This window comes from Kordia sp., assembly GCF_965283645.1.
Taxonomy (GTDB): domain Bacteria; phylum Bacteroidota; class Bacteroidia; order Flavobacteriales; family Flavobacteriaceae; genus Kordia.
The window spans coordinates 2,723,939-2,749,612 of the sequence record NZ_CBDIPG010000001.1; the positions used below are offsets into that span (position 1 = coordinate 2,723,939).

25 protein-coding genes and 1 pseudogene are annotated in these 25,674 nt (G+C 33.3%); 20 read left to right on the forward strand and 6 right to left on the reverse strand.

Annotated features, from left to right (window positions below; genetic code table 11):
- Positions 1–11: 11 nt before the first annotated feature.
- The 6 genes from ACQ654_RS12040 to ACQ654_RS12065 all read left to right on the forward strand — a co-directional run bounded on the left by ACQ654_RS12040 (position 12) and on the right by ACQ654_RS12065 (position 7,663).
- Entirely contained in the window at positions 12–1,271 is a 1,260-nt protein-coding gene (locus ACQ654_RS12040; protein ID WP_430410581.1) for a choice-of-anchor B family protein, read from the forward strand.
- A 3-nt stretch (positions 1,272–1,274) separates the two neighbouring features.
- The gene (locus ACQ654_RS12045) at positions 1,275–2,666 is read left to right on the forward strand and encodes a hypothetical protein (RefSeq protein ID WP_430410582.1); all 1,392 of its coding nucleotides are present in this window, start codon (positions 1,275–1,277) and stop codon (positions 2,664–2,666) included.
- Between the two features lie 93 nt (positions 2,667–2,759).
- Entirely contained in the window at positions 2,760–3,518 is a 759-nt protein-coding gene (locus ACQ654_RS12050; RefSeq protein ID WP_430410583.1) for an MbnP family protein, read from the forward strand.
- A gap of 78 nt (positions 3,519–3,596) precedes the next feature.
- The gene (locus ACQ654_RS12055; RefSeq protein ID WP_430410584.1) at positions 3,597–4,130 is read left to right on the forward strand and encodes a DUF421 domain-containing protein; all 534 of its coding nucleotides are present in this window, start codon (positions 3,597–3,599) and stop codon (positions 4,128–4,130) included.
- A 112-nt stretch (positions 4,131–4,242) separates the two neighbouring features.
- Positions 4,243–7,029, forward strand: coding sequence for a sensor histidine kinase (locus ACQ654_RS12060; RefSeq protein WP_430410585.1), 2,787 nt, complete (start codon positions 4,243–4,245; stop codon positions 7,027–7,029).
- Positions 7,030–7,033: 4 nt separating this feature from the next.
- On the forward strand, positions 7,034–7,663 hold the full coding sequence (locus ACQ654_RS12065) for a LuxR C-terminal-related transcriptional regulator (protein ID WP_430410586.1): 630 nt from the start codon (positions 7,034–7,036) through the stop codon (positions 7,661–7,663).
- Between the two features lie 254 nt (positions 7,664–7,917).
- Here ACQ654_RS12065 and ACQ654_RS12070 read toward each other — a convergent pair whose 3' ends face one another.
- The gene (locus tag ACQ654_RS12070) at positions 7,918–8,124 is read right to left on the reverse strand and encodes a hypothetical protein (protein WP_430410587.1); all 207 of its coding nucleotides are present in this window, start codon (positions 8,122–8,124) and stop codon (positions 7,918–7,920) included.
- Positions 8,125–8,287: 163 nt separating this feature from the next.
- On the opposite strand from ACQ654_RS12070, the gene ACQ654_RS12075 reads away from it, so the two are divergent.
- From ACQ654_RS12075 to sufD, 7 genes and pseudogenes are all read left to right on the forward strand, one after another.
- Positions 8,288–9,358 (forward strand): cytochrome-c peroxidase, encoded by a 1,071-nt coding sequence (locus ACQ654_RS12075; protein WP_430410588.1) that lies wholly within the window; start codon positions 8,288–8,290, stop codon positions 9,356–9,358.
- Between the two features lie 221 nt (positions 9,359–9,579).
- Positions 9,580–9,909: a HesB/IscA family protein gene (locus ACQ654_RS12080; RefSeq protein ID WP_430410589.1), complete on the forward strand. Its 330-nt coding sequence runs from the start codon at positions 9,580–9,582 to the stop codon at positions 9,907–9,909.
- Between the two features lie 43 nt (positions 9,910–9,952).
- A pseudogene (locus ACQ654_RS12085) lies at positions 9,953–10,312 on the forward strand (four helix bundle protein).
- A 60-nt stretch (positions 10,313–10,372) separates the two neighbouring features.
- A complete protein-coding gene (sufB, locus tag ACQ654_RS12090; protein WP_430410590.1) occupies positions 10,373–11,821 on the forward strand; it encodes a Fe-S cluster assembly protein SufB in 1,449 nt (482 codons plus the stop codon).
- Positions 11,822–11,847: 26 nt separating this feature from the next.
- On the forward strand, positions 11,848–12,261 hold the full coding sequence (locus tag ACQ654_RS12095) for a hypothetical protein (RefSeq protein WP_430410591.1): 414 nt from the start codon (positions 11,848–11,850) through the stop codon (positions 12,259–12,261).
- A 31-nt stretch (positions 12,262–12,292) separates the two neighbouring features.
- The gene (gene sufC / locus ACQ654_RS12100; RefSeq protein WP_430410592.1) at positions 12,293–13,045 is read left to right on the forward strand and encodes a Fe-S cluster assembly ATPase SufC; all 753 of its coding nucleotides are present in this window, start codon (positions 12,293–12,295) and stop codon (positions 13,043–13,045) included.
- A gap of 23 nt (positions 13,046–13,068) precedes the next feature.
- Positions 13,069–14,388 (forward strand): Fe-S cluster assembly protein SufD, encoded by a 1,320-nt coding sequence (gene sufD / locus ACQ654_RS12105; RefSeq protein ID WP_430410593.1) that lies wholly within the window; start codon positions 13,069–13,071, stop codon positions 14,386–14,388.
- A 67-nt stretch (positions 14,389–14,455) separates the two neighbouring features.
- Here the strand turns inward: sufD and ACQ654_RS12110 are convergent, their stop codons facing one another.
- The 4 genes from ACQ654_RS12110 to ACQ654_RS12125 all read right to left on the reverse strand — a co-directional run bounded on the left by ACQ654_RS12110 (position 14,456) and on the right by ACQ654_RS12125 (position 18,278).
- Positions 14,456–14,992, reverse strand: a complete 537-nt coding sequence (locus ACQ654_RS12110; RefSeq protein ID WP_430410594.1) for a hypothetical protein — start codon at positions 14,990–14,992, stop codon at positions 14,456–14,458.
- Between the two features lie 174 nt (positions 14,993–15,166).
- A complete protein-coding gene (locus ACQ654_RS12115) occupies positions 15,167–15,949 on the reverse strand; it encodes a hypothetical protein (RefSeq protein ID WP_430410595.1) in 783 nt (260 codons plus the stop codon).
- A gap of 67 nt (positions 15,950–16,016) precedes the next feature.
- Entirely contained in the window at positions 16,017–16,553 is a 537-nt protein-coding gene (locus tag ACQ654_RS12120; RefSeq protein ID WP_430410596.1) for a DUF2589 domain-containing protein, read from the reverse strand.
- 381 nt (positions 16,554–16,934) lie between these two features.
- Complete coding sequence (locus ACQ654_RS12125; protein ID WP_430410597.1) at positions 16,935–18,278, reverse strand: serine hydrolase domain-containing protein; 1,344 nt, start codon at positions 18,276–18,278, stop codon at positions 16,935–16,937.
- A gap of 200 nt (positions 18,279–18,478) precedes the next feature.
- On the opposite strand from ACQ654_RS12125, the gene ACQ654_RS12130 reads away from it, so the two are divergent.
- The 3 genes from ACQ654_RS12130 to ACQ654_RS12140 all read left to right on the forward strand — a co-directional run bounded on the left by ACQ654_RS12130 (position 18,479) and on the right by ACQ654_RS12140 (position 19,394).
- A complete protein-coding gene (locus ACQ654_RS12130; RefSeq protein WP_430410598.1) occupies positions 18,479–18,733 on the forward strand; it encodes a class I lanthipeptide in 255 nt (84 codons plus the stop codon).
- Between the two features lie 67 nt (positions 18,734–18,800).
- A complete protein-coding gene (locus tag ACQ654_RS12135; RefSeq protein WP_430410599.1) occupies positions 18,801–19,055 on the forward strand; it encodes a class I lanthipeptide in 255 nt (84 codons plus the stop codon).
- Between the two features lie 90 nt (positions 19,056–19,145).
- Positions 19,146–19,394, forward strand: a complete 249-nt coding sequence (locus tag ACQ654_RS12140) for a class I lanthipeptide (protein ID WP_430410600.1) — start codon at positions 19,146–19,148, stop codon at positions 19,392–19,394.
- 51 nt (positions 19,395–19,445) lie between these two features.
- On the opposite strand, the gene ACQ654_RS12145 is transcribed toward ACQ654_RS12140, so the two are convergent.
- Complete coding sequence (locus ACQ654_RS12145) at positions 19,446–21,908, reverse strand: O-antigen ligase family protein (RefSeq protein ID WP_430410601.1); 2,463 nt, start codon at positions 21,906–21,908, stop codon at positions 19,446–19,448.
- Between the two features lie 219 nt (positions 21,909–22,127).
- Between ACQ654_RS12145 and ACQ654_RS12150 the strand changes: the two genes are divergently transcribed.
- The 4 genes from ACQ654_RS12150 (at position 22,128) to ACQ654_RS12165 (ending at position 25,670) form a co-directional block, all read left to right on the forward strand.
- On the forward strand, positions 22,128–23,339 hold the full coding sequence (locus ACQ654_RS12150) for an aminotransferase class V-fold PLP-dependent enzyme (RefSeq protein WP_430410602.1): 1,212 nt from the start codon (positions 22,128–22,130) through the stop codon (positions 23,337–23,339).
- Positions 23,340–23,603: 264 nt separating this feature from the next.
- Positions 23,604–24,650 (forward strand): zinc metalloprotease, encoded by a 1,047-nt coding sequence (locus ACQ654_RS12155; protein WP_430410603.1) that lies wholly within the window; start codon positions 23,604–23,606, stop codon positions 24,648–24,650.
- An 87-nt stretch (positions 24,651–24,737) separates the two neighbouring features.
- Complete coding sequence (locus ACQ654_RS12160; RefSeq protein ID WP_430410604.1) at positions 24,738–25,196, forward strand: hypothetical protein; 459 nt, start codon at positions 24,738–24,740, stop codon at positions 25,194–25,196.
- Positions 25,197–25,247: 51 nt separating this feature from the next.
- Entirely contained in the window at positions 25,248–25,670 is a 423-nt protein-coding gene (locus ACQ654_RS12165; RefSeq protein WP_430410605.1) for a SufE family protein, read from the forward strand.
- The last annotated feature ends 4 nt before the right edge of the window (positions 25,671–25,674 follow it).

The window sequence follows — 25,674 nt, forward strand, 5'->3', positions numbered from 1 at the left end:
AACCAACACGCGTGAAAAATTTTAGACTATTCATAATCACAATTATCTTTACAATAGGGTTTGGAGCTTGTTCTCCAGAAGATCCTTTTACCAGTGTAAGTTCACCACCACCTTCTAATGAAGAAATTTTCCCAGGAATTACACTTTGCGAAAATGGTTTTGCGGGTCAATTTCCTTGTGAAGGATACGATCTGCTAAGCAGAATAAACTTATCTACACTCGGCGGAATTAGAGGAGCTGATTCTTGGGGCTGGACAGATCCAACAACAGGAAAAGAATATGCACTTATAACAACAGACGCAAACTCTTGTTTTGTAGACATTACTGATCCTATAAATCCTATTTTCTTAGGAAGCCTTCCAACCGCAACAAATCCTAGTAATTGGAGAGACATAAAAGTATATCAAAATCATGCATTCATCGTGAGTGAAGCACCAGGTCACGGAATGCAAGTATTCGATTTAACACGCTTACGAAACGTTACCAATGCACCACAAACATTTACAGCAGATGCTTTATATACTGGTTTTGGAAGCGCACACAATATTGTTATCAATGAAGACACTGGGTTTGCATATGCCGTTGGCGCAATGACACTTGACGATTCTCTGTTTTCTTTTGATGGTGGCCCACATTTTATAAACATTCAAAACCCAACAAATCCTGTTGCCGCTGGCGGATATCCAAATGATGCATATTCACACGATGCTCAAGTGGTTACTTATTCTGGACCAGATACGGAACATGTTGGAAAAGAAATTTTTATTGGAAGCAACACCAATGAAGTTGTCATCGTTGATATAACAAACAAAAACAATCCAATTCAATTAGCAACCATCGATTATGCAGACATTGGCTACACACATCAAGGTTGGTTTACGGAAGATCAACGGTACTTTATATTAGGTGACGAACTTGATGAAATTAATTCCGGATTCAACTCTAGAAGTATCGTGTTTGACTTATCAGACTTAGACAATCCGTCAGTTTCGATGTCATATACAGGTCCAACACCAGCTATTGATCACAATGGTTACATCAAAGGAAACACCTTCTTTTTAGCAAACTATACAGCTGGAGTTCGCATCCTTGACATTTCAAACATTGGTGCAAACCAAATTCAAGAAACTGGTTATTTTGACACATATCCATCAACTGATAATGCTACTTTTAATGGTCTATGGAATGTATATCCATACTTTGAAAGTGGAAATATCGTTTTAAGTGATATCAATTCTGGATTATTTATCATTCGAAAAAGCACAGATTAATTTATGAAAAAACACATTCAACATATTTACTATACATGCTTTTTAGCTTTCGCGATAATTGCCGTATCAAGTTGTTCCTCAGATGATACAACTACACCTGAAGAAACACCAAACCCAGTTGGCTTTTTAGGTGAAATTGAGTGGCTAAAAACAATTGGCGGAACGGAAGAAGATACTGCGCAAGACATTGCAATGACTACCGATGGTGGTTATGCTGTTGTTGGATTTACTAAAAGTATCAATGGTGACATTACAGATCATACTTCAGAGCAAAATGATTATTGGGTAACCCGATTGGACACAGACGGAAACATTCTGTGGTCAAAAACCTATGGCGGAAGCGCTGACGATCGTGGTGAAGCTATCAAAGCAACTTCTGATGGCGGATTTATCATCACAGGATATAGCCGAAGCAGTGATGAAGATGTAAGTATAAACAATGGATTTTATGACCAATGGATTGTAAAATTAGACGCAAGCGGAAGCATTCAATGGGAACAAACGTTTGGTTTCTCTGGGAGCGATCAAGCATTTGATATTATCCAAACAAATGATGGCGGTTATTTTACCACTGGATTTTTAGATATTACAGCTTCTAGCGGACAAGGAAACATTGGCAAACCAAACACGCACGCAGGAAGTATTCTAAATGCTGAACATGGTGTTGGCGAGTTTTGGTGCCACAAACTTGATGCTACGGGAACAATTGTTTGGAGTCGTTATTTTGGCGGAACAAACAATGATAGATCGTACAGTGCGTTAGAAACTAACGATAATAATTTTATCATAGCTGGCTCGTCCGAAAGTGATGATTTTGATATAACAAACAGCCAAGGAAGTTATGATTTTTGGGTCGTAAAACTAAACAATACGGGTGATCTTATTTGGCAACAATCTTATGGTGGCTCAGGAATTGAAATTGGCTATGACATTGCCAAAACTACAGACGGAAACTACATTGTTGCTGGTGATACAAGAAGTTCAGATGGAAATATCGCTAACCTAAAAGGTTCCTCAGATTTTTGGGTAATCAAAATAAGTGACACAGATGGCTCATTACTTTGGGAACGTACGTATGGCGGAACAGATTTTGAATCTGCACGTGCAATTACAGCAATTCAAAATGGTGGTTTTGCCATTGTAGGAAGCTCAAAAAGTAACGATACAGATGTAAGTACTAATCATGGTCAAAATGATTTTTGGGTAATTAAAATAAGTGACAATGGAAACCTAACTTGGGAAAAAAACTTTGGCGGTTCGCAACTCGATTTTGCTCATGGAATTATAGAAACTACCGATAAAAAACTAGTTGTAGTAGGAAACACACAAAGTAACGATATTGACATTAGCACAAATAAAGGCATCAAAGATGCGTTAATTATAAAAATAAAATAGTCATAAAGTATGCCAACGAAATTAGTTTGTCATAAACTGATTAATAACTAAGATGAACTCCATTTGACAGCATTACTAAACTAAAAAATACATATGAAAAAAGTTATTTATTCACTTATAATCGTACTATCAATAATTACATCATCGTGTAATGACGATAACACAACTGATCAAACTTCTGTGATTGAACTTACGTTTGACAACCGAATTTCTGCAAGTCAGGATTTAAGCTTAAACACGTCAACGTTTGTCAATCAAAATAATGAAACTATAGTAACTAACGAGTTAAAATATATCATCTCAAACATAACACTAATTCAAGAAAACGGAACTACTTTTGAATATCCAAAAGCTGATTCATACTTTGTTATCAATGAAGAAGATCCTAGTAGTTTACAAGTAAATTTAACTGGAGTTCCCGTTGGAAATTACACACAAATTGCGTTTGGCATTGGTGTAGATCAATCAAAATATCCGTTAGATGGTGGCGTGCTAAACTTTGTACCACAAGCGGAAGAAGCTGGCATGTTATGGAATTGGGCAGCTGGTTACAAATTCATCAAATTTGAAGGAACATTTACACCACAAGGTGGTTCTGAAAATCCTTTTATCATTCACGTTGGAAGTCATGGAACAAACTTGGACAATTACAAATTTGTAACGTTGCCACTAGGAAACTCAATTACAGTTGCTACAGGAACTACTGCCGATGTAAATGTGGATGTTTTTGTTGCTAACATTATTGATGCAACCAATAAAATAAAGTTAGAAGATGCAAGCGATATTCAAGTTGATCCTGTGAACGCACCAAAAATTGCCAAAAACTTAGAAAGTGCTTTTCAAGCGCAGTAAAACATATTCGAAACAGTCAATTTAAACTAACGAATTCCATATCTTAGGCAAATTACTAACTAATCAAACCCTAAAATTATGGATTGGATTTACGACATAAAAGATCCTCTATTAGAAACTGCACTCGGAAGTCTCCTTATATTTGTGGTGATCATCGTATTGACGAGAATCATTGGGTTACGATCTTTCGCTAAGTTTACCGCATATGATTTTGCCTTTACAGTCGCTATTGGTAGCATTATTTCTTCAATACTTACTTCAAGCACTTCTATTGTACACGGAAGCATTGCCATTACAAGTTTATTGGTATTAACCTATGTATTTTCAACTTTACAGAAAAAAATTCCTGCTTTAAGTAATGCTATTTCTAACAAACCGTTACTATTAATGAAAGGTGCTGAAATTCTGGAAGAAAACCTCAGCAGTGCGCGTGTAGAAAAATCTCAGTTAATGGCAAAATTAAGAGAAGCGAATGTTTACAAATTGAGTCAAGTACACGCCGTAATTTTAGAAGTAACTGGAGATATTTCTGTACTCCACACTGTTGACGAAGATGCAGATTTTACACAAATTGACACACAAATTTTAAAAGGCGTTCGAGAAAAACCTTAAAATCTTATATGTAAAATTACATATTAAAAAACGAGAGAAATTAAATACTACATCTTGTAGTATAACATATACTACTTAATCACTATTTTTAAGGAAACTAACGTTTCCTTACGTGAAAAAAATCATACTATCTAGCCTTTTTTTATGGAGTTGTTTTGTCCTAAATGCACAATATTGGACAAAGCAACATTTTAATGTAGAAGATGGCTTGCCAGACAATTATACATTTGCTATTGAAAAATTTCAAAACGAAATCTACATTGCAACGGATGGCGGATTGGCTACTTTTGACGGAATCAATTTTAAAATTCTTAACAAAAAAGAAATTCGATATCCGGTTTCATTGCTAAATATAAAAGACAGCATTTTACACATTGGTTCGTGGTTAGACGGCATCTTGGCAAAAGAAGGAAATCAGCTAAAAACCATCTATCCGCAACGAATTAATCGTATTCTAAAACACAAGAATAAAAGCCTGATTTACAATACTTATCAACGATTTACACTGTTGGCGTTTACGAAAAAATATGAAATTGACACTTTAATTAGCTTAAACGATAATAACCCAACGAGACGACTCGCAATTGATGATTCGTCTATATATATTAGTCAAGATAAAATCATTTCTGAATACAATTGGAAAGGCGAAAAACTACAAGAGTTTCCTCATCAGCTCAACACAATCATAGAAAGTATTAACAGTATTGATGGCTTCATCTTTTATGGTGATTTAGAAGGAAATTTAGCGTGGTCGACTAAATTAAATCCTACTCAAAAAACAATACATAATTTTGAGAAAGCAAACAAAATAAAACGAATTACACCATATAACAAACGACAAATATTAGTACAACTAAATCATCGAGAAGAACACAACAGTTTGTATTTGCTCACATTTGACAAAACGTATTCGAAAATCATAAAGACAGAATCTATCTTAACCATAAAAAATGGTGTCAGTGATATTTTTGTCGATCAACAAACCATTTATGTATCTGTATATGGTGACGGATTTTACAAAATATTTCCTTCTCTAATTAAATCGTATCACAAAACTGACTATCAAATTCCTATTCCAAAATTTAGTTATGAAAACAGGAAAGGAAACATGGTGTTTGCAACTGAAAATATCTCTTATACGCTTCAAGAAAAAGATACATTCATTCGTCAAAAAAATCCATTTCGACTGAATTCTATTTTTGAATTACAAGACAAAAGGTATTTCTCATCTCACAATCATCTTTACAATGAAAAGCTTCAAAGAATTAATGGTGCTAGAGTTGACGGTTTTTTATACGCTATTGCAAAAGACACATTATTTTATTCAAAATATTGGTTTAGTCGTTATTACAACAACGAACGCGAAAATATCTACTGTATTGAGAATAACAAAAAAGACAAAAAAATAAATACAGGCGTTTTATTAAATGATGAAGTATATATAGGAACACAAAATGGAATCCGAAAATTTATTAGAAACGACATAAATTTATGGGAACGCACCTTGGATACTACACTGCAAAAAAATTTCAAACAACGTGTGATTCGAAAAATTGTTACGCATAAAAATCAACTCATAATTACAACACCGTACGAAGCGTATACATATGATAACAAGAACGTTACACCGTTAATTTTTACACAAGAAAACATCTATATCAATGCTACATTTGTGGACAAAAACAATCGTATTTATTTTGGAACGAACAAAGGTTTTTGGATATTAACGGATGATTTTAACTATCATTTCAATACTAAAAACGGAACAAATTCAGACAATATTTACTCGTTTTATCAAGATTCAAAAGGAATTATTTGGATCATTTCTGGAAATGGAATCATGGAATTTAATCCCGAATTATTAGATGTTACCATTCCTCCAAAAATTGAAATTCATAAAAAAATTATACAGGATGATGATGTTTCAATTGCTATCAAAAGTAGCGCGCTTCATTTTACCAAAGCTATGCTTTTTGAATACAAAGTAAATGATTCCGAATGGAAAAAACTACAAGATTATCAATTGGAAATGAGCAATTTAAAGCCAGGAACCTATGCTGTTGCATTTCGCGGAAAACGGATCAACAGTGAATGGTCGACTCCTAAAATATTTCAATTCAAAATTTCGCCAAAATGGTATCAAATTACGGTGATTAAAATCTTTATTTTTGGACTAATTACCATCATATTACTCGGGTTTTTATGGTTTCGCTTGCGCATGATCAAACGCAGAAATGAAACCTTATCCAATGAAATTAACAAACGTATTTTTCTCGAACACAAAGTAGAAAATCTTCGTGAAGAAATTGCCCGTGATTTCCACGATGAAATCGGAAATAAAATTGCGTCTGTCATTGGTTTATCTAACAACTTGAAACATAGCGAAAAAGTAAAATCGCCTAAAATTGATAAAATATCTGAGCTATCAAAAGAAATTTATCATACGGCAAAAGACTTTGTTTGGTCTTTAAATCCAAAAAATAACAACATTGAAAGTTTGTGCAAATACTTAAGAGATTACGGTGAAAATTTCTTCTATCTCTTTGATGAAATTGACTTTCTATATCTTGAAATTGACATTATTCCTATTGATATTTCCTATGTAAAAAGTAGAAATATCATTTTGGCGTACAAAGAAATTTTAGCAAACATCATTAAGCATTCACAAGCAAATACGGTAACCTTAAAAGCATATTTAGAAGATCATTTATTTACGGTTCAAATTCAAGATAACGGAATTGGTTTTGACGAAATTAACTCATCACAAGGAAACGGGCTCAAAAACATAAAAAAACGTATGGAGATGATCAAAGCCAATATGCAAATCAAAAAAGAAGACGGCGTATTTTACACATTTACACTAGACTTAAAAGAAGAACTAATTGATCAAAACGAATAATATCATGGCAAAAAAATATATTTCCATCATAGAAGATAATGTAATTTTCAGAGAAAATTTAGCCGCGTATTTACAGCAACTTCCCAATTATTTTTTACTTGGAACGTATGGTTGTTTTGAAACGGCACTGGCAGATTTCAAATCGGGAAATCATCCTGATATTGTATTAATGGACATTGGCTTGCCTGGTAAAAATGGCATAGAAGGCACAAAAATTATCAAACAATTATTCCCAAAAACAGAACTTATTATTGTTACCGTTTTTGAAGACAGCAATATGGTTTTTGAAGCCTTAAAAGCTGGCGCATGCGGATACTTAACTAAAAGTTTAGGATTGCCCGAACTCAAAAAAGCATTAGAAGATTTGGAAAAAGGTGGCGCACCTATGAGTAATAAAATTGCAAAAATGGTCGTAGAATCGTTTCAGTTAAATCATGAAGATCATACCTTATCCAAACGTGAAAAAGAAGTATTGACGCTTCTCGCAAAAGGAAAAACCTATAGTACTATTGCGGAAGAGTTGTTCATTTCAAAAACAACCGTTCGTACGCACATTCGGAATATTTATCAAAAACTACATGTAAACTCGAAAGCGGAAGCCATTCAATTGGCAAATGAAAAGAAGATGATTTAAAAACTCACAGTTAATAGTTAAGAATTCTTGAAATCTTACTCCAAAAACTGTGAGTTATTTAACTTAAGATAGGCTCAGTTCTATGCCCCACAAGTTGTTCGCGGACAGCTATATGCAGAAGTCTTTTCTCTAGCACGCCCTCCTAAAACTTTATCTTGTTCTAAATTAGAAATTACTTTCTTCCCTGTTTTTTAAATTCTGTTTTTTCATAATAATTTTTTTTGTTTTGTTTAAATGATTTAATTGCTAAACTTCTAGCAAGCAAAAGAGTTACATCCTGCACATTGCGTTAATGTTTCAAAAGTTCCACACACACCTGGACATGATCTTCCACAAGTTCTTTTACAACTTGGCCCACCAATAGTGCTACCTACAACTCCACCTATAATTTGGTCTGTTGTTAAATTAGAAACCAATTGCTTCTTCAAATTCAATCCTGTTTTAAAATTTTGTTTTTTCATAATATTTATATTTTGATTCATTCCAAAACTAGTACAAACAAAGACGCTTCAAATCGTACAAAATGCATGATTCTTTCAAAAAAGTATTCAAATTCACGTAAAACTATCTAAAAAGTTAAGTTTCTTGTATCATTCTCGCACATTTGATATCTTAGCAAAAGCTATGAATTTTAACAAAATCGCATTCATTTTACTGATATGCGTGTTTACTTCCTGCAAAAACGAACCGTATGAAGATGTTCCAACTGCAGAAAGTGGCGCGTTTAGTGATGTGCGTCTTGATTTTACAGTTCCATCCAATTTTCCACCTTTAACTTATGATATTGAAGGAAATCCGCCAACGGAAACAGGTTTTGAGCTCGGAAGACGTTTATTCTACGAAGGCCGATTGGCTTCTGACGGCGTTGTTGCTTGCGGGTTTTGCCACATTCAAGAATTTGCCTTTACACATCACACACATATTATCAGTCATGGAGTTGATGGCGCTTTGGGAAGCAGAAATGCACAACCGCTACACAACTTGGCATTTCAAAACGAATTTACGTGGGACGGCGCGGCAATTCATTTAGATTTACAACCAATCATTCCAATTACAAATGAAGTGGAAATGAACGAAACGTTTGCGAATGTAATCGCGAAACTAGAAGCACATCCAGATTATCCACGATTGTTTCGTGAAGCCTTTGAAAATGGTGAAATTAACTCTGAAAATATCTTAAAAGCACTGTCACAATTTATGATAATGATGGTGACTTCCAATAGCAAATACGACAAATTTCGTCGCAATGAAGGAAATGTAACGTTAACGGAAAACGAAATGCAAGGAATGGAGTTATTCAATCAAAAATGTGCTTCTTGTCATGCTGGCGAATTGTTTACAGATCAATCCTATCGTAACAATGGTTTGGCAATTGACCCAGAATACAATGATATTGGACGCGCTCGCGTAACGGGACTTCCAGAAGATAATTACAAATTTAAAGTGCCAAATCTGCGCAACATTGAAGTTACATTTCCATACATGCACGACGGACGTTTTCAAAATTTAGAACAAGTTTTAGAACATTACAGAAGTGGAATTACAGATACTGAAAACTTAGATAATTCATTGCGTCAACCAGATGGAACACTCGGAATTCCGATGACTGATGAAGAAAAAGCACGCATCATCGATTTCCTAAAAACCTTTACGGATGCTGATTTCATCTTCGATCAGCGTTTCTCTGAGTTTTAATTTCAATTTGGGCGCATCGCCAAAAAAAATGGCGTCAGGCTATTCGCTACAATTCCTCATTTCATTGCGGGATTTTCACTGCTATCCTTTGCGCAAATCGTTCAAAAAAACCACCATCAAAAAATTCTATCACATCATTTATTATATAAATGTTAGGTTTTCACAAAAAAAGCGGCAAATACCGTATCTTTGCAGATACAGAATAAACGTAAATAAAAAAAATGATAACAGTTTCAGAAACAGCCCGTAAAAAAGTAGTCGAGCTTATGACAGACGACGGTTTTGACGCTATCAACGATTATGTTCGTGTTGGTGTTAAAAGTGGCGGATGTTCCGGACTATCGTATGATTTAACATTTGACAAAAGTCTTGCGGAAGAAGATAAAATATTTGAAGACAATGGTGTGAAAATTATTGTAGATAAAAAAAGCTTTTTATACCTCGTAGGAACCACATTAGAATATTCAGGCGGATTAAACGGAAAAGGATTCGTGTTTAACAATCCTAACGCACAACGTACGTGTGGTTGTGGGGAATCGTTTTCGCTATAGCGAATTGAATGATTCAAAAATTAAAAGATTGAAAGATTATTAAATGAAAACCTTTGAGGATTTAGAAGTTTATAAAAAAGCATTTGATTTTACGATTGAAGTATTTAAACTAACAAAAAATAATACTGTTAATAGAAATATTGCCAATCAACTCGAAAGAGCTTCTTTATCTATTTAAAATAATATTTCTGAAGGTTTTGAATTACAGTCAAATAAACAGTTAGTAAAATTTCTATACATATCAAAAGGCTCCTGTGGAGAATGTAGAAATATACTTGCTGTTGCAAATAAGCTAAATCAGATTTCAGATGAGCTTTACAATAAATTAAAAATAGAAGCTATTGACATTTCGAAACAATTGTCAAACTTTATAAAGTATTTAGAAAAAAGTGAGATTAGGTAATTTAAATTTTTTGAATCATTCAATTTTTAAATTATTTAATCTTTTAATCATATCGAAAGAATGAGTAAATATACCGAAGAAGAATTACAAAAAGAACTCGAAACAAAAGAATACGAGTACGGATTTTATACAGACATTGAAAGTGATACATTTCCCGTTGGACTGAATGAAGATATTGTAAGAGCAATTTCTAAAAAGAAAAACGAACCACAATGGATGACTGATTGGCGTATTGAAGCGTTTAGGGTTTGGTCGGAAATGGAAGAGCCAGAATGGGCAAATGTACAATATGAAAAACCAGATTTTCAAGCAATATCGTACTATTCTGCTCCAAAAAAAGCAGATCCAAACAAAACAATGGACGATGTAGATCCTGAGTTATTGGAAATGTATAAAAAACTTGGAATTTCTATCGACGAACAAAAAAAATTACAAGGTATTGCCATTGATATTGTAGTAGATTCCGTTTCGGTTGCAACTACCTTCAAAAAAACACTTGCTGAAAAAGGCATTATCTTCTGCCCTATTTCAGAAGCCATTCAGGAACACCCTGAATTGGTAAAAAAATATATGGGAACTATTGTTCCTACCAAAGATAACTTCTATGCCGCTTTAAATTCGGCTGTTTTTACAGATGGTTCATTCTGTTACATTCCAAAAGGCGTTCGTTGTCCAATGGAATTATCAACATATTTTAGAATCAATCAGGCAGGAACAGGTCAGTTTGAGCGTACGTTAGTAATTGCTGACGAAGGAAGTTATGTAAGTTACTTAGAAGGTTGTACCGCGCCATCACGTGATGAAAACCAATTGCATGCCGCAGTTGTAGAATTAATTGCAATGGATGATGCAGAAATAAAATATTCAACTGTTCAAAATTGGTTTCCAGGAACTGCTGAAGGAAAAGGCGGAGTTTACAATTTCGTAACCAAAAGAGGTTTGTGTGAGAAAAATGCAAAAATTTCTTGGACACAAGTAGAAACTGGTTCGGCTGTCACATGGAAATATCCAAGTTGTATCTTAAAAGGAAACAATTCGGTTGGAGAATTTTATTCAATTGCTGTAACCAATAATTACCAACAAGCAGATACAGGAACAAAAATGATTCATCTTGGAAAAAATACCAAGAGTACAATTATATCTAAAGGAATTTCTGCTGGAAAATCACAAAACAGTTATAGAGGTTTGGTTCAAATTGCCGCTAAAGCCGAAAATGCGCGTAACTTTTCGCAATGTGATTCACTCTTAATGGGGAATCAATGTGGCGCACATACATTTCCGTACATAGAAGCAAAAAACAAATCTGCACAAATAGAACATGAAGCTACGACAAGTAAAATTGGAGAAGATCAAATATTTTACTGCAACCAACGCGGAATCGATACCGAAAAAGCAATTGCTTTAATTGTAAATGGTTTCAGTAAAGATGTATTGAACAAATTGCCAATGGAGTTTGCAGTAGAAGCACAAAAATTACTAGAAATTTCGTTAGAAGGTTCTGTAGGATAATCAATTATTAAAAAACCTTAGCAAACATGAAAAAAATCTATTTCATATTCGCAGTATGCATCTTGACAATTGTAAGTTGTAAAAACGACCCTAAATCAAATGAAAACAGCACTTCCGAAACTGTAACTGATGGCAATCAGCTTGAAACATTTTCTGGAATTTTTTTATACTTAGAAAGTGAAAAAGCCGCCGTATTTCAAGCCGCTGGAAGCAGTATATACGGAGTTGTTATAGACGATCAAATGTTAGCACTTAACGAACAGTGCAAAAAATATAAAGTAAAAGAACACGATATGGTTCCTGTTGTTATTAAGGGCGTTAAAAAACCAAATCCTGTTGAAAATGCATGGAAAGAAGTGATTGAAGTAAAAGAGATTCTTTCTGTACAAAAGCCAAGTGAAAACCAAAATGGCACCATTATTATCAATAGTAATCAATAATTCGATTTAAAAAAATATAACACGCAGTAAAATGTTACACGTAAAAAATTTACACGCAAGTGTCGAAGATAAAGCAATTCTAAACGGAATTAATTTAGAAGTAAAAGCAGGAGAAGTACATGCAATCATGGGACCAAACGGATCAGGAAAAAGCACTTTGTCTTCTGTAATTGCAGGAAAAGAAGAATATGAAGTTACCGACGGAGAAATCTTTTTAAATGGAGAAAACATTGAAGAGCTTTCTGCTGAAGAACGTGCACATGAAGGTGTATTTTTATCATTTCAATATCCTGTGGAAATCCCAGGAGTTTCTGTAACAAACTTCGTAAAAACTGCTATCAACGAAACACGCAAAGCAAAAGGTGAAGAAGAAATGCCTGCAAGCGAAATGTTGAAAAAAATTCGTGAAAAAGCGGAATTATTAGAAATTGATCGTAAATTTTTATCACGTTCGTTAAACGAAGGATTTTCTGGTGGAGAAAAGAAACGCAACGAAATTTTTCAAATGGCAATGTTAGAGCCAAAATTAGCCATCTTAGATGAAACTGATTCTGGTTTGGATATTGATGCCTTACGAATTGTTGCCAATGGTGTAAACAAATTACGTAGCAAAGACAACGCTGTTATTGTAATTACACACTACCAACGTTTGTTAGAATATATCGTTCCAGATTTTGTACACGTATTACACAATGGAAAAATTGTGAAATCAGGAACAAAAGAATTAGCCCTAGAATTAGAGGAAAAAGGATACGATTGGATTAAACAAGAAGCAACGGTTTAAGACGCGATTATAAAACGAGACACATGGAGTTAAAAGATAAATTATTGTCATCCTTTATGGTTTTTGAAGATCGTATCAATGATCAGTCAAAAGGCTTAAATGATATCAGAAATTCGGCCATAAAAACCTTTGAAGAAAAAGGATTTCCTTCTAAAAGAGATGAAGATTGGAAATATACATCACTAAATTCAGTATTGAAACATGATTATTGCATTTCTCCACAACAAGAAACTGCTGTAGAATTTAAGGATGTAAAAAAATATTTCATTCACGACATTGACACCTACAAAATTGTCTTTATTGATGGAAAATATAGTTCGTTCCTTTCAGAAACAACACACGACGGCATTGATGTTTGCCTGATGAGTTCTGCATTGAATAAACCAAAGTATAAAATCATTATTGATTCATATTACAACAAAGCTGCAAAGTCGGATCATAGTTTAACGTCACTAAACACAGCGTTTGCTTCTGAAGGTGCATACATTCATATTCCAAAAAATAAAGTAGTTGAAAAGCCAATTCAAATTGTGCATTTTTCTACTGGAAATGAAGCTTCTTTACTATCACAACCACGTAATTTAATTGTGGTTGGTGAAAATTCACATGTGCAAATTATTGAACGCCACCAAAGTTTAACATCAAATGTGGTATTGACAAATTCGGTAACGGAAATTTTTGCAAACAAACGTGCTATTATTGATTATTATAAGATTCAAAATGATAACCAAGATGCTTCCTTAATTGACAATACGTATATTTCACAAAAACAAAGCAGTCATGCTTCTGTACATACGTTTTCATTTGGTGGAAAGTTAATTCGAAATAATTTACAATTCTTCCAAAAAGGAGAGTATATTGATTCTACCATGAAAGGAATTACCATTATTGGTGATAAACAACACGTAGATCACAACACGTTGGTACATCATATTGAACCAAATTGTGAAAGTCACCAAGACTACAAGGGTATTTTTGCAGACAGATCTACAGGAGTTTTCAATGGAAAAGTTGTTGTTGAAAAAGAAGCACAAAAGACAAATGCTTTTCAAGCCAACAATAATATTTTGGTAGATGATAAAGCAACAATTAACACAAAACCGCAGCTTGAAATTTTTGCAGATGATGTAAAATGTTCACATGGTTGTACCATTGGTCAGTTGGATAAAGATGCATTATTTTATATGCGTTCACGTGGAATTCCAACAAAAGAAGCCAAAGCTTTATTAACGTATGCTTTTGCTAACAATGTGTTGGAAAGTGTAAAAATAAACGCAATTAAAACACGAATTAATAAATTGATTGCTCAAAAATTAGGCGTTAATTTAGGATTCGATTTATAAGATATTTTATTAAAATAAAAAGTAAAAATCCCGAAGCAAATGCCTTGGGATTTTTTTATTGCGAACTTTATAAAGTTACTTCTTCCGCAATAATTCTAAATATATCAACCTCTGGAAGTAGTGTTTGTAATTGTAAAGCAACTGAACTAAATTGAGGATCTGCTTTCAGTTTTGCCCACACAATTTTGATATATTTATTGAAACTGTCTCTGTCTCTTTTTTGGTATTCTGGTTGACCTTTTACTAAAACCAATACTTGCTGAATGGTTTCTCTTGCCTGAGAAATTTTACTTTTGATAGGCTCATGTAAATTTGTCAATACAGTATGTGCAACTTCCAAGCAATCTGCCGAAACCATAAATTGATGTTTTCGTTTTTGCGGAATATCTCTTTGTTGTGCTACAAATAATTGATTGCGTAAAATACTTATTCGGCTCGCTTCTGCCAATCCAAATTGTTTCAACACTTGTTCGTTTTCTGACAACCAACGCTCAATCTCTGCAAAAAAGCGGGAAGATTTGGAGCGAAGCAGTTCAGAAATTAACCCAACTTTAAAAATAGAGGTTTCAAAAAAGGTATGTTTTTCTATGGTACTTGTTTTCATCTGTTTATTTTATTAATTTATTAATTCTGTCAGATGGAATTACGCATCTAACTGATATTTTTATACGAATGAATGCGTGAATCTATGATTTCGTCAATAATCATATAAGGCATTATCAACAAATTATTATGACTCATTTCATGTTTTCTTTGGTTTCAAATTATACGAATTGGCTTATTCGTAATTCAATACTGGTGTTGCATTTCCATCTGCATCAACGTCGGTTGTCCATTCCATAGCATCATCCATAATATTTACTTTGATGCTTATCATGCTTGCTGGATCGTTAATTTCTTTTAGCTTTTGCGTTTCTACAATTACTGGAAGTGAATCAATTTCATAAGGTTTTGGTTGCAAATTGCTTTCAATTTCAGGAACAATTTTTGCAAAAAATTCATCTTGCGGTATCTCAGAACTCACAAAGGGATACGATAACTCTGCAAATTTAACAGCTGCATTATTGGATACAACTGTATAATTATTTTGTGTAGATTCTGATACAGAAGTTGCTCTAACCGCTTGTGCATCATCCGTTGTTTTAAAAGATGATTCAGTAGTTGGTTGTACTGTTTGATTTACCGTTTCGTTTGCTATACTTAAGTCGTTTGCTGTGTTGGAAACTAGCTCTTGTGATTTTACCGATAATTGTGATTTTACACTTGCTACATACGTTGTTTTAAAAGGGTAAAAACTTAAATATACTTTTTCAAAAGCTTGTTCATACACATCCTGAATTTCTCTTTCGGTATAATTTCTTGAGGTAGCTTGTGTATTATCTACAGCAACAGGAATGGTTAGTTCAACATTTTTGATACGAATATTTGGGACAGAAAAATGCTTTAACATAGGATTGTTTACATATTCTTCTGCAATTGCCAATGTTTCAATATCTGACTGCACTTTTGCATTTGTAATTTCTTTGTAAATCTTGCCTATATAGTCTTTTAATGTAATCATGATTTTGTTTGTTTTAGGTTAAGGAAACCTCCGAAGAGGCTTCCTTAGTTTGTTTAATGAAATACGTTTAGTTTTCTGTGATAGATTGCTCAAGCATATCTAAAACTCTACTCATTCCCGCTGGAATTTCATCCTGTACTGCATGAATTTTAATGTTCATACTATATGAACGAGAAGATTCATCAGAGTAACGAGATTTCTTTTGGTACGAATAACTTCCTTTGAAATTTAATCTTCCAAATCCCCAACGTAACTTCAAGTCAACACTTAAATCTAATTTGTGTGCTGTTGATGTTTCGTATTCAGTTACACTAGAGATTTTTGCATTAAAATCAATAGTTGTGTCTGCAACACGTAAGAAAGGAATTGGAACAATTGTTAATAAAGGTGTTGTCAATGTTACTAAAGAAGCTGTTCCATCAACATCTTTTAAATATTGAAAAGAAACGTTTTTAACAGTCCCATCGTCATTTAAACCAACTTCATTGATAAAATCAACTGTGGATAAAGCTGCTGCTGCTTGCGCATCAATAACAGCTGTTAATGGTCTACCTAACATTGCACTAAAGTTAATGTTAGCTATTTCATTTGGATTTACTGGCATAATTGTAATAATTAAAATTTTTAACCTACTCTTTTTTTAAGGCTTTTCGGCTTTCTCCTTCGGTTGTGAAAAGTATCGCGAATAATTTCCACATCATTTTAAGCTTAAAATTATACTCTTTCGAAAGAATTACAGTGCAAATGTAAAACATATGTTGTAATACAACAAACATATTACAATAAATATTTGTTATGATATGTGATTATTTTGTAATATGTTTCAAAATAACATGATTAGAAGATAAATAATGTTTGTATCTGTAGTTTTGAAGAATTTTACAGATTACTATGATAAAAGAAAAACGAAAGTATAGAAAAGCACCAACATATGTTTATTAGATGTAAAACATATGTTGTAGTTGCAGTAAATAAGTTGTTTGTATTATTCTATCGCAGTTGTGATTTCACTAAGAAATTTATTGAAATCCATTCCGTCACTTCCTGCCAATCCAAAACGAACTACGACTAAGTTTTTAGATGGAATGATGTATACGCGTTGTCCTTGATAACCGTTTGCCGAATACATATCTTTTGGTACATCTGGATGAAAACCACCTGCATTGAGCCAAAAGTGTGCTCCGTAACGTCCATCAGATGTTGGTGTAGGTTTTGTGATGTAATCTACCCAAGATTCATCAAATAGTTGTTCGCCATTCCAGTTTCCTCTGTGTAAGTATAGCAATCCAAATTTTGCCCAATCGCGCGGTTTTGCCCAAGCATATGAAGAACCAACATAGTTTCCTTCCATATCAGCTTCTATTAACATGGAATGCATGCCTATTTTATCAATAAATTCATCATACGGGAAGTCTAAATACCCTTGATGCGTGTCAAATTGCTTTCGCAAGATTCCTGATAGTAAGTTAGACGTTCCTGAAGAGTAGTACCACGTTTCGTTAGGCTTTCCAACTAGTGGTTTTTCAGCTTGTGGTTTGGTCATATCTTTTTTTAGAAATAACATTTCTGTTACATCCGATATTTTACTGTAATCTTCTTCCCATTCCAAACCACTATTCATTTGTAATAGGTTATGAATGGTAATGTCTTTTCGTTCGTCATTTTTCCATTCTTCAATTGGTGCTTTGTCCCAAACATTTATTTTTCCTTGATATTGCAAAATTCCGTACATGGTACTTATCAAGCTTTTTGTCATGGACCAACCTAGTATTTTAGAGTCTTTATCAAAACCTTCTGCATATTGTTCCGCTAGTATTTGATCTTTGTATATGACTAAAACAGCACGTGTTTTTTTGATATCTTCATCGTCCACTTTCGCGAAAGCATACGTAACTGCATTATTTATTTGATCGTAATTTACATTTGTAAATACGGTGTCTTTTTGCTTCATACCACCATATGGATATGCAGTCATACGCGTGATAGCACTTCTATGTGGAACAGGTGTTTCTTGTGAAAAGTCGTAATCATCTGTAATTAATACACTTCCCAACCCTTTTCGGTACACCGCTTTACGCGTCATCAAACCAAAAACAGAAGCTGATGCTATTTTTTTACTTGCATCAACAACATCGTCTGCAATGTTGATAGGACTGAAGTTGTTGTCTGTAGTATCCGTGAATTCAACACTTCTTCCAGCTACAAAAACGGAAGAACTCATACTTTTTGCGGAATAACCAGAAATAATGTTTAAACGAGAATAGTTAAACGCTATTACAATTCCTAAAATAACAACTAGTACAACAAGTATTTTTAATGCTTTCTTCATGATGAATCATTTTTGATACTCAAATATATTAAAATGAAATTTAGTAGCGACATATATCGTAGTGTTTTCCCTTTGTAAGAAATAGGAAAAACACCTAGCTATTTTATCTATATACCTGCGCACCAATAAATTAAATCTACTAACCTTTGTCAAACTGTTACGTAACGGTAAAAAATTATTAACCTTTTAAAAACAAAACCATGAAAAAAAACAAAAAGAGTCTAAAGAAATTATCATTAAACAAAGATGTAATTTCAAATTTAGAAAATGGTAGAATTAATGGTGGAGCGCCAGTTAGTGTAGTTATTTGTCCAATTATAACTAGATTCAATTGTCCAATATTAACACCAGCGTGCCCAGATACATTAATTTGTCCAATACTAACACCTGCGTGTCCAATTCTAACAGCAGATTGTTCTTTAGCAGGATGTCCAACGGATCGTATTTGCCTTTAATTAACATTATTATGCGGAAGTTACTGTAACAAGTAGCTTCTGCTTCATTTATTAACATATTACAACCATGAAAAAAAACAAGAAAAGTTTAAAAAAACTATCATTAAACAAAAATGTAGTATCTAATTTAGAAAACAACCAAATTAGCGGTGGTACAAATGTCTCCGTATTTATTTGTCCAATTGAGACAAGATTCAATTGTCCTATAGTGACGTTGGTTTGCGAAACACTACAAATTCAATGTGTTAAAACCATCAGTCCAGATTGTCTTATTACGAGAGTTTGCTCTCAACTAGGTTGTCCTTCTGATTTCATTTGCTAGTTTTTGTAGCAAATTTTACAAATAACATTGTTAGAAGCTACTGTAAAAGTAGCTTCTACTTCATTTATTAATATTTAACACATTACAACCATGAAAAAAAATAAGAAAAGTTTAAAGAAACTAACACTTAATAAAAAAGTAGTGTCAAATTTAGAAAGAGAGCAAGTTAGTGGAGGTACCATTCTTACGTCACCATGCCCAGTTACAATTTTTTGTCCAACACGATTTTGTCCAACAAAATTTAATTGTCCAACACTTTTTAACTGTCCAACGTTTGGAGGTTGCCCAACTTTTGGAGCATGTCCATCAATAGCTGGCGGATGCCCAACAACTTTTTAGTTGTAAGAAGTATTAAAATGTATGAAGTCGCTGTAAAGAGCGACTTCTTTTTTATTTATTATATTTTGTTTCAGGAAGTGACATAGCTTGCGGGTATTTTTTAGCACGACTTACCGTATAATCTGCTCTTGCTTTGTCCATTTGTCCTAATTGTTCGTAGCAATATCCTCTGCTATATTCTGCTTTTCCGTCACTAAAGGCATCAGCTGTAATTACAACACTTAAGTTTTTGATGGCTTTTTCATAATTTTTCTGAACTAAATCTATAATTCCAATATTTTGAACAGATAAATAATCTTTAGGATTGGTTTTTAGAATTTCTTGAAAAACACCTTTGGCATCTTCATATTTTTGTTGCCTAAAAAAGGTAAACGCAATTTGATGTTTTGCCTTTACTTCTTCATTACTTAAATACGACTTAAACTTCAGCTTATCAAGCACTTCCTTTTTAGCTTTTAATAATATATTACTATTGGTATTGTATGTGAGACCAGTATCCAATACTTTCAGCATAAGTTCACTGTTTTTAGTTCTATTGTATATGGTATTGGCTTTTACTTTCCATTCATGTACATCTACCCAATTTAGCTTTGTATATCTGTTCATAACGCGCGCTAAATTTACAGTATCGTTTTGCTTATTGTAAATTCCTTTTAAGAGTCTGTAATTTGTTTTAAAAGAAGGATAATTGTCAAATATTGCTTCCGAATAATACGTTGCGCTGTCTAGATTATGATACACATGATAGTAGATTTCTGCTTTGAAAGCTTTTACCAAAAAGGCATCTTTATTATAGTTTTGAGATTTGTTTAATATTTCTAAAGCTTCATCATATTTTTTTGCTTTGATTGCGTAATTGGCTAAGTACACATTATTTACAGTTCCTACATAGCTCAATTGTGGATAGTTAGACCATTGCTTTTTGATGCTTTCATATGAATTGTTCAACTTTTGATTTGTGAATAGTGTTTTTCCACTTAAATCTTGTCGCATTGTGCGTTGCAATTGATATGATTTTAGCACTAAATAGTTTGAAGCAACACTTGCAAAACTTGTCAAAAAGATGATTCCGAATAACAACATTGAACGTTTGCTTGAGCTAGCTTCTTTTGGAGCTTCTGTTTGTGTAAATGTCAAAATAAAGATAACAGCTAATAAGAAATAGAGTTGTATCGGCGCTCTTTCCAATGGAAAATTTAACAAAGCATCAAACGTATATGCCAATGCAGACAAAAAGATCGTAAAAAACAAAAACTGTTTCAAAAAGCTCTTTTCTTTTCGCATCAATTTAAAAAATAACCATAGCGGAAAGATAAATAGAGATACGTAGAGTAAAAATCCAATAATTCCAGTTTCTGCTAATTTTTCCAGAAAATCACTATGCGCTCTTCTTGGATTTGCATAACTTCCTTTGCTACTTATATGGTTAATAAGGTGTTGTTTTTTTGCGACAGCTTTGTAGTTTCCATAACCAACGCCTAAAAACGGGTTTTCTTTAAAGTTCGTAAATGCCAAATTCCACAATGAAAAACGTCCGGAATCGCTTCCTTTTGAATTATCAAGATTTATAGCATTCGGCAGTAAATCTTTTGCATTGCTCGTATTTCGTTCAACAGCTATATCACCTTCGTAAAAATCAATCGCTTGTGGCTGAAAAATAGTTGTTAAACTATTCATTGACATTTTATCGACTCTATTCACATTTAATACCAAAATAGTGCTTACAATTGGCATCAAAGCTACTATGATTACTTCTTTCTTTATAGTAGCTTTATGTTTTACAATACCATATATTATAAACGCTAGTAATGCAAACAATATAATAGCTAATGACAACGCCGCCGTTCTTGATCCTGAAAACAATAATGCAAGTATTGCCATAAAAATTGCAACACCAGCTAAATATTTCCATACCTTTTTAAAATACACAAATGCATACATTACAAAAGGAAGTTGCACTATTAAAAACGCTGTATAAATATTTGCATTTGAAAAATTATGCGGAAATGCTATGACAAACTCAGAAATTCGTGGACTTGATGCATTCCCGATAAAATAACGTATTGATCGCCATGAAAAGTAAATAACTATCAATGTAGCAATACGACACATAAACTCAAAAAATGATGTTGGGTTTTGTTTTACAAAAACATACAAACAATACAATGCAACCAATATCGTAGCCAAACGTGCCAAGTGTACTAAACTTTCACTTACGTTAATTGCCGTTAGCATAGACAAACAGCCAACTACAAAAAAGCCAATAAACAATAAAAAATACTGTTGTACATGTTTTGGAAATGCAAAAGGTGTAAATGTTTCTTTATTTTTATAAATGAAAACCAACGAAATTATATTCAAAACTGACACATACAACCATTCAGGCGCATCATAATCCATAGCGCCAAGCAAAGGCATGAAAGCTGTGAGTAAGTACAATACAAATAATATTTTAGCAATCATATTAGTAGTATCATCACTAGTATTAATGTTGGCGGCTTTTTTGGTTTTCATATTGGCAAGTTTAAATCGCTGAAAGCTATCAATAATTTGAAAAGCAAAATACGAGAAAAATCTCAAAATAATTTATATCACTTCCAGAAAGAAAATCATATTTACGATAAAAGGTAAAAAGAAGCGTTTAATTCTGTTACAATTACAACTGATTTCATCTAAAAAGTGACAACGCATTCTATGAATAGTTAGTATCTTTGCATAGATAGAATTCAGACTATGTTAGATATTCAAAAAATACGAAAAGACTTTCCAATTCTCAAAAGAGAAGTAAATGGAAAACCCTTAATATATTTCGACAACGCGGCAACTTCACAAACGCCACAACAAGTAATTGATTGTATTGTAGATTATTATTCACGCTACAATGCAAACATTCACAGAGGTGTGCACACATTGAGTCAAGAAGCAACAGATGCGTATGAAGAAGCGCGCATTAAAATTCAGAAACATTTCAACGCGGCAAAACCATATGAAATGATTCTTACTTCAGGAACTACAGAAAGTATCAACTTAATTGCCAACGGATTTGCTTCGCTTCTACAAAAAGGTGATGAAATCATTGTTTCGGCGTTGGAACACCATTCAAACATTGTTCCTTGGCAAATGCTATGTGAGCATACATGCGCAATTTTAAAAGTAATTCCAATGTTTGAAGATGGAAAACTTGACATGAACGCCTATGTTTCGCTATTAAATGAAAACACAAAATTGGTCTTCTGTAATCATGTGTCCAATGCTTTGGGAAGTATCAATCCGATAAAATTTATCATAGATAAAGCACATGAAGTTGACGCCGCTGTATTAATTGACGGCGCACAAGCTTCGCCACATATAAAAGCAGATGTACAAGCGTTAGATGTAGATTTTTATGTAGCTTCTGCACACAAAATTTGCGGTCCAACTGGTGTTGGATTGTTATATGGAAAAGAAGCTTGGCTCAACAAATTGCCTCCATATAAAGGTGGCGGCGAAATGATTGACCAAGTTACATTTGAAAAAACTACCTATGCAGGTTTGCCACACAAATTTGAAGCAGGAACGCCAAATATTTGTGGAGTTATTGCATTTGGAGCCGCTTTAGATTATATGAATACCATTGGTTTTGAAGCTATTGCAACATATGAGCATGAACTGTTAACATATGCTACTAAAAAACTGTTAGCTGTTGGTGATGTTACCATTTACGGAACGGAAAATAAAGTAGCCGTAATTTCATTCAACATTGGAGACATTCATCCATATGATATTGGAACGATTATAGACAAATTAGGAATTGCCGTTCGTACAGGACATCATTGTGCGCAACCAATTATGGATTTCTATAAAATTCCTGGAACAGTTAGAGCTTCGTTTTCATTTTACAACACCAAAGAAGAAATTGATACATTTATTGAAGCTATTAAAAAAGCAAAAATGATGCTTTCATAATAAAAAGTAAAAAAATACTACTTAACTACAAAATCGACCAATTGGTCGATTTTTTTGTTTACAACAACTAATTAAAAATAACATGTATTTCATCGATAAGTACAGTATTTCTCACTTGTAACCACAAATGTCAAAATGTTTTATTTGCAACAAAGTTGCTTTAATTTTGTCATTTATCTAAAAAATTAAGCATTTTGTTAAAATATTCACAAAAAAACATACATTTGACCGATTTTAACCCGAATTAACTTAAAAATAAGAATTATGAGAAAAATTTTTCTAGGTATGATTGCTCTTGCAGCAATTACCGTATCGTGTAGTGATGATCAAACTGATGCTACAAATGAAATACCTGAAGTAGCAAAAGTAGACATGAGTGATTTCTACCTATATACTGACAATGAAGAAAAAGCTACTGGTGGATGTTTTAGTATGCAAAAATTAAATATGCAACTAGAAAAAGACCCACAATTGTATGAAAAAATGTATGATTTAGAAAAAAAGTACAGACAAAATACACTTGCGAAGAAACCAGGAAATGGAAATGGAAACGGAAATAACAATGGCGGTGGCGGTGATCCGGAACCACCAACAGATAACTTAGGTGTAGTCACTATTCCTGTATATGTACATGTTGTGTATAGCAATAGTAATGAAAACATTAGTAGCACGCAAATTAACTCTCAAATTGCAGTATTAAATGACGATTTTAGAAGAAATAATAACGATGCAAACCAAACTCCTTCTTTATTTTCTGGAGTAGCTTCGGATACTGAAATTCAGTTTACTTTAGCTGGAACATTTAGACATTCAAACTCAAGAACTTCTTGGGGAACAAATGATTTAGTAAAATCAACGTATCCACCAGTAACACCTTCAACTCACATGAATATTTGGGTTTGTAACATTGGTGGTGGAATCTTAGGGTATGCGCAATTCCCTGGAGGAAATTCTTCTACGGATGGTGTCGTAGTTGGACCTCAATATTTTGGAACAACAGGTTATGTAGCTTCACCATTTGACGGAGGAAGAACAACAACTCACGAAGTTGGTCACTACTTAAATTTACGCCACATTTGGGGAGACGGAAGATGTAACAGAGATGATTTTGTTTCTGATACGCCAACTTCTGATGCACCAAACTATGGTTGTCCTTCATTCCCAACGACAAACTGTCGTTCAACGGATATGACGATGAACTACATGGACTATACGGATGATGCTTGTATGAATATGTTTAGCGAAGGACAAAAAAGCAGAATGCGTGGTGTATTAGTATCGGGCGGAGCAAGAGCAAGTTTAGTGAATTAATCTATAATTAAAGTGCTAAATTAATATAAAAGACACCAATATTGGTGTCTTTTTTTTGTATCATTATACTATAAAAAAACAACAATCATGAAATACTTATTCTATTTATTCTCTGTATTTGTATTTACTGACGGCTGTAATGATAAAGCTTCAGAAACTGAAACAATAAAAGGCGCACAAGATGAAATATCTATTGTGTACGAAGCTTCTACACGTGGTTTTTATGAAAAAATAAATATCTCGAAAGAAAAACTATCAGTCACCAAAATTAGAAATGGAAAAGTTTCCGTTGAACAAGATATGTCTTCCGAAGATTGGAATGAACTTGTTACCTTATTAGACAAAATAGACTCCGAAAAACTCAAAGATAATTATACAAACACTGATGATGTTGGGCGAGATGCTGTAATTCCTGCTACATTAGCTATAAAATACAAAGATGATACAGTGAAAAGCATCACATTAACACACGGAAATCCGCCTGAAACATTAGTGCCTTTGATGAATAAAATTCAAGCAATGGTAAAAGCAGTTGATAAACCGTAATAGTTGTTGTATTTTTGCGTCTAAATACAGAATCGTGTAAACGAAGATAAAATGACGATACAAGAGATACAAGAAGAAATAGTAGACGAATTTGCCATGTTTGATGATTGGATGCAACGCTACGAATACATGATTGATCTTGGAAAATCACTTCCACTTATTGATGAAGACCTTAAAATAGATGAAAACCTCATCAAAGGTTGTCAAAGTAAAGTGTGGGTTCATGGTGATTTAATTGACAATAAAATTGTATTTACTGCAGCTAGTGATGCTATCATCACCAAAGGAATTATTGCTATTTTGATCAGAGCATTTTCCAACCAACATCCTACAGCAATTATTGAAGCCAATACAGACTTTATTGATAAAATTGGACTCAAAGAGCATTTATCACCCACAAGAGCAAATGGATTGGTAAGCATGATTAAACAATTAAAGTTATATGCAGTTGCATATCAAACACAATTAAATTAAAAAA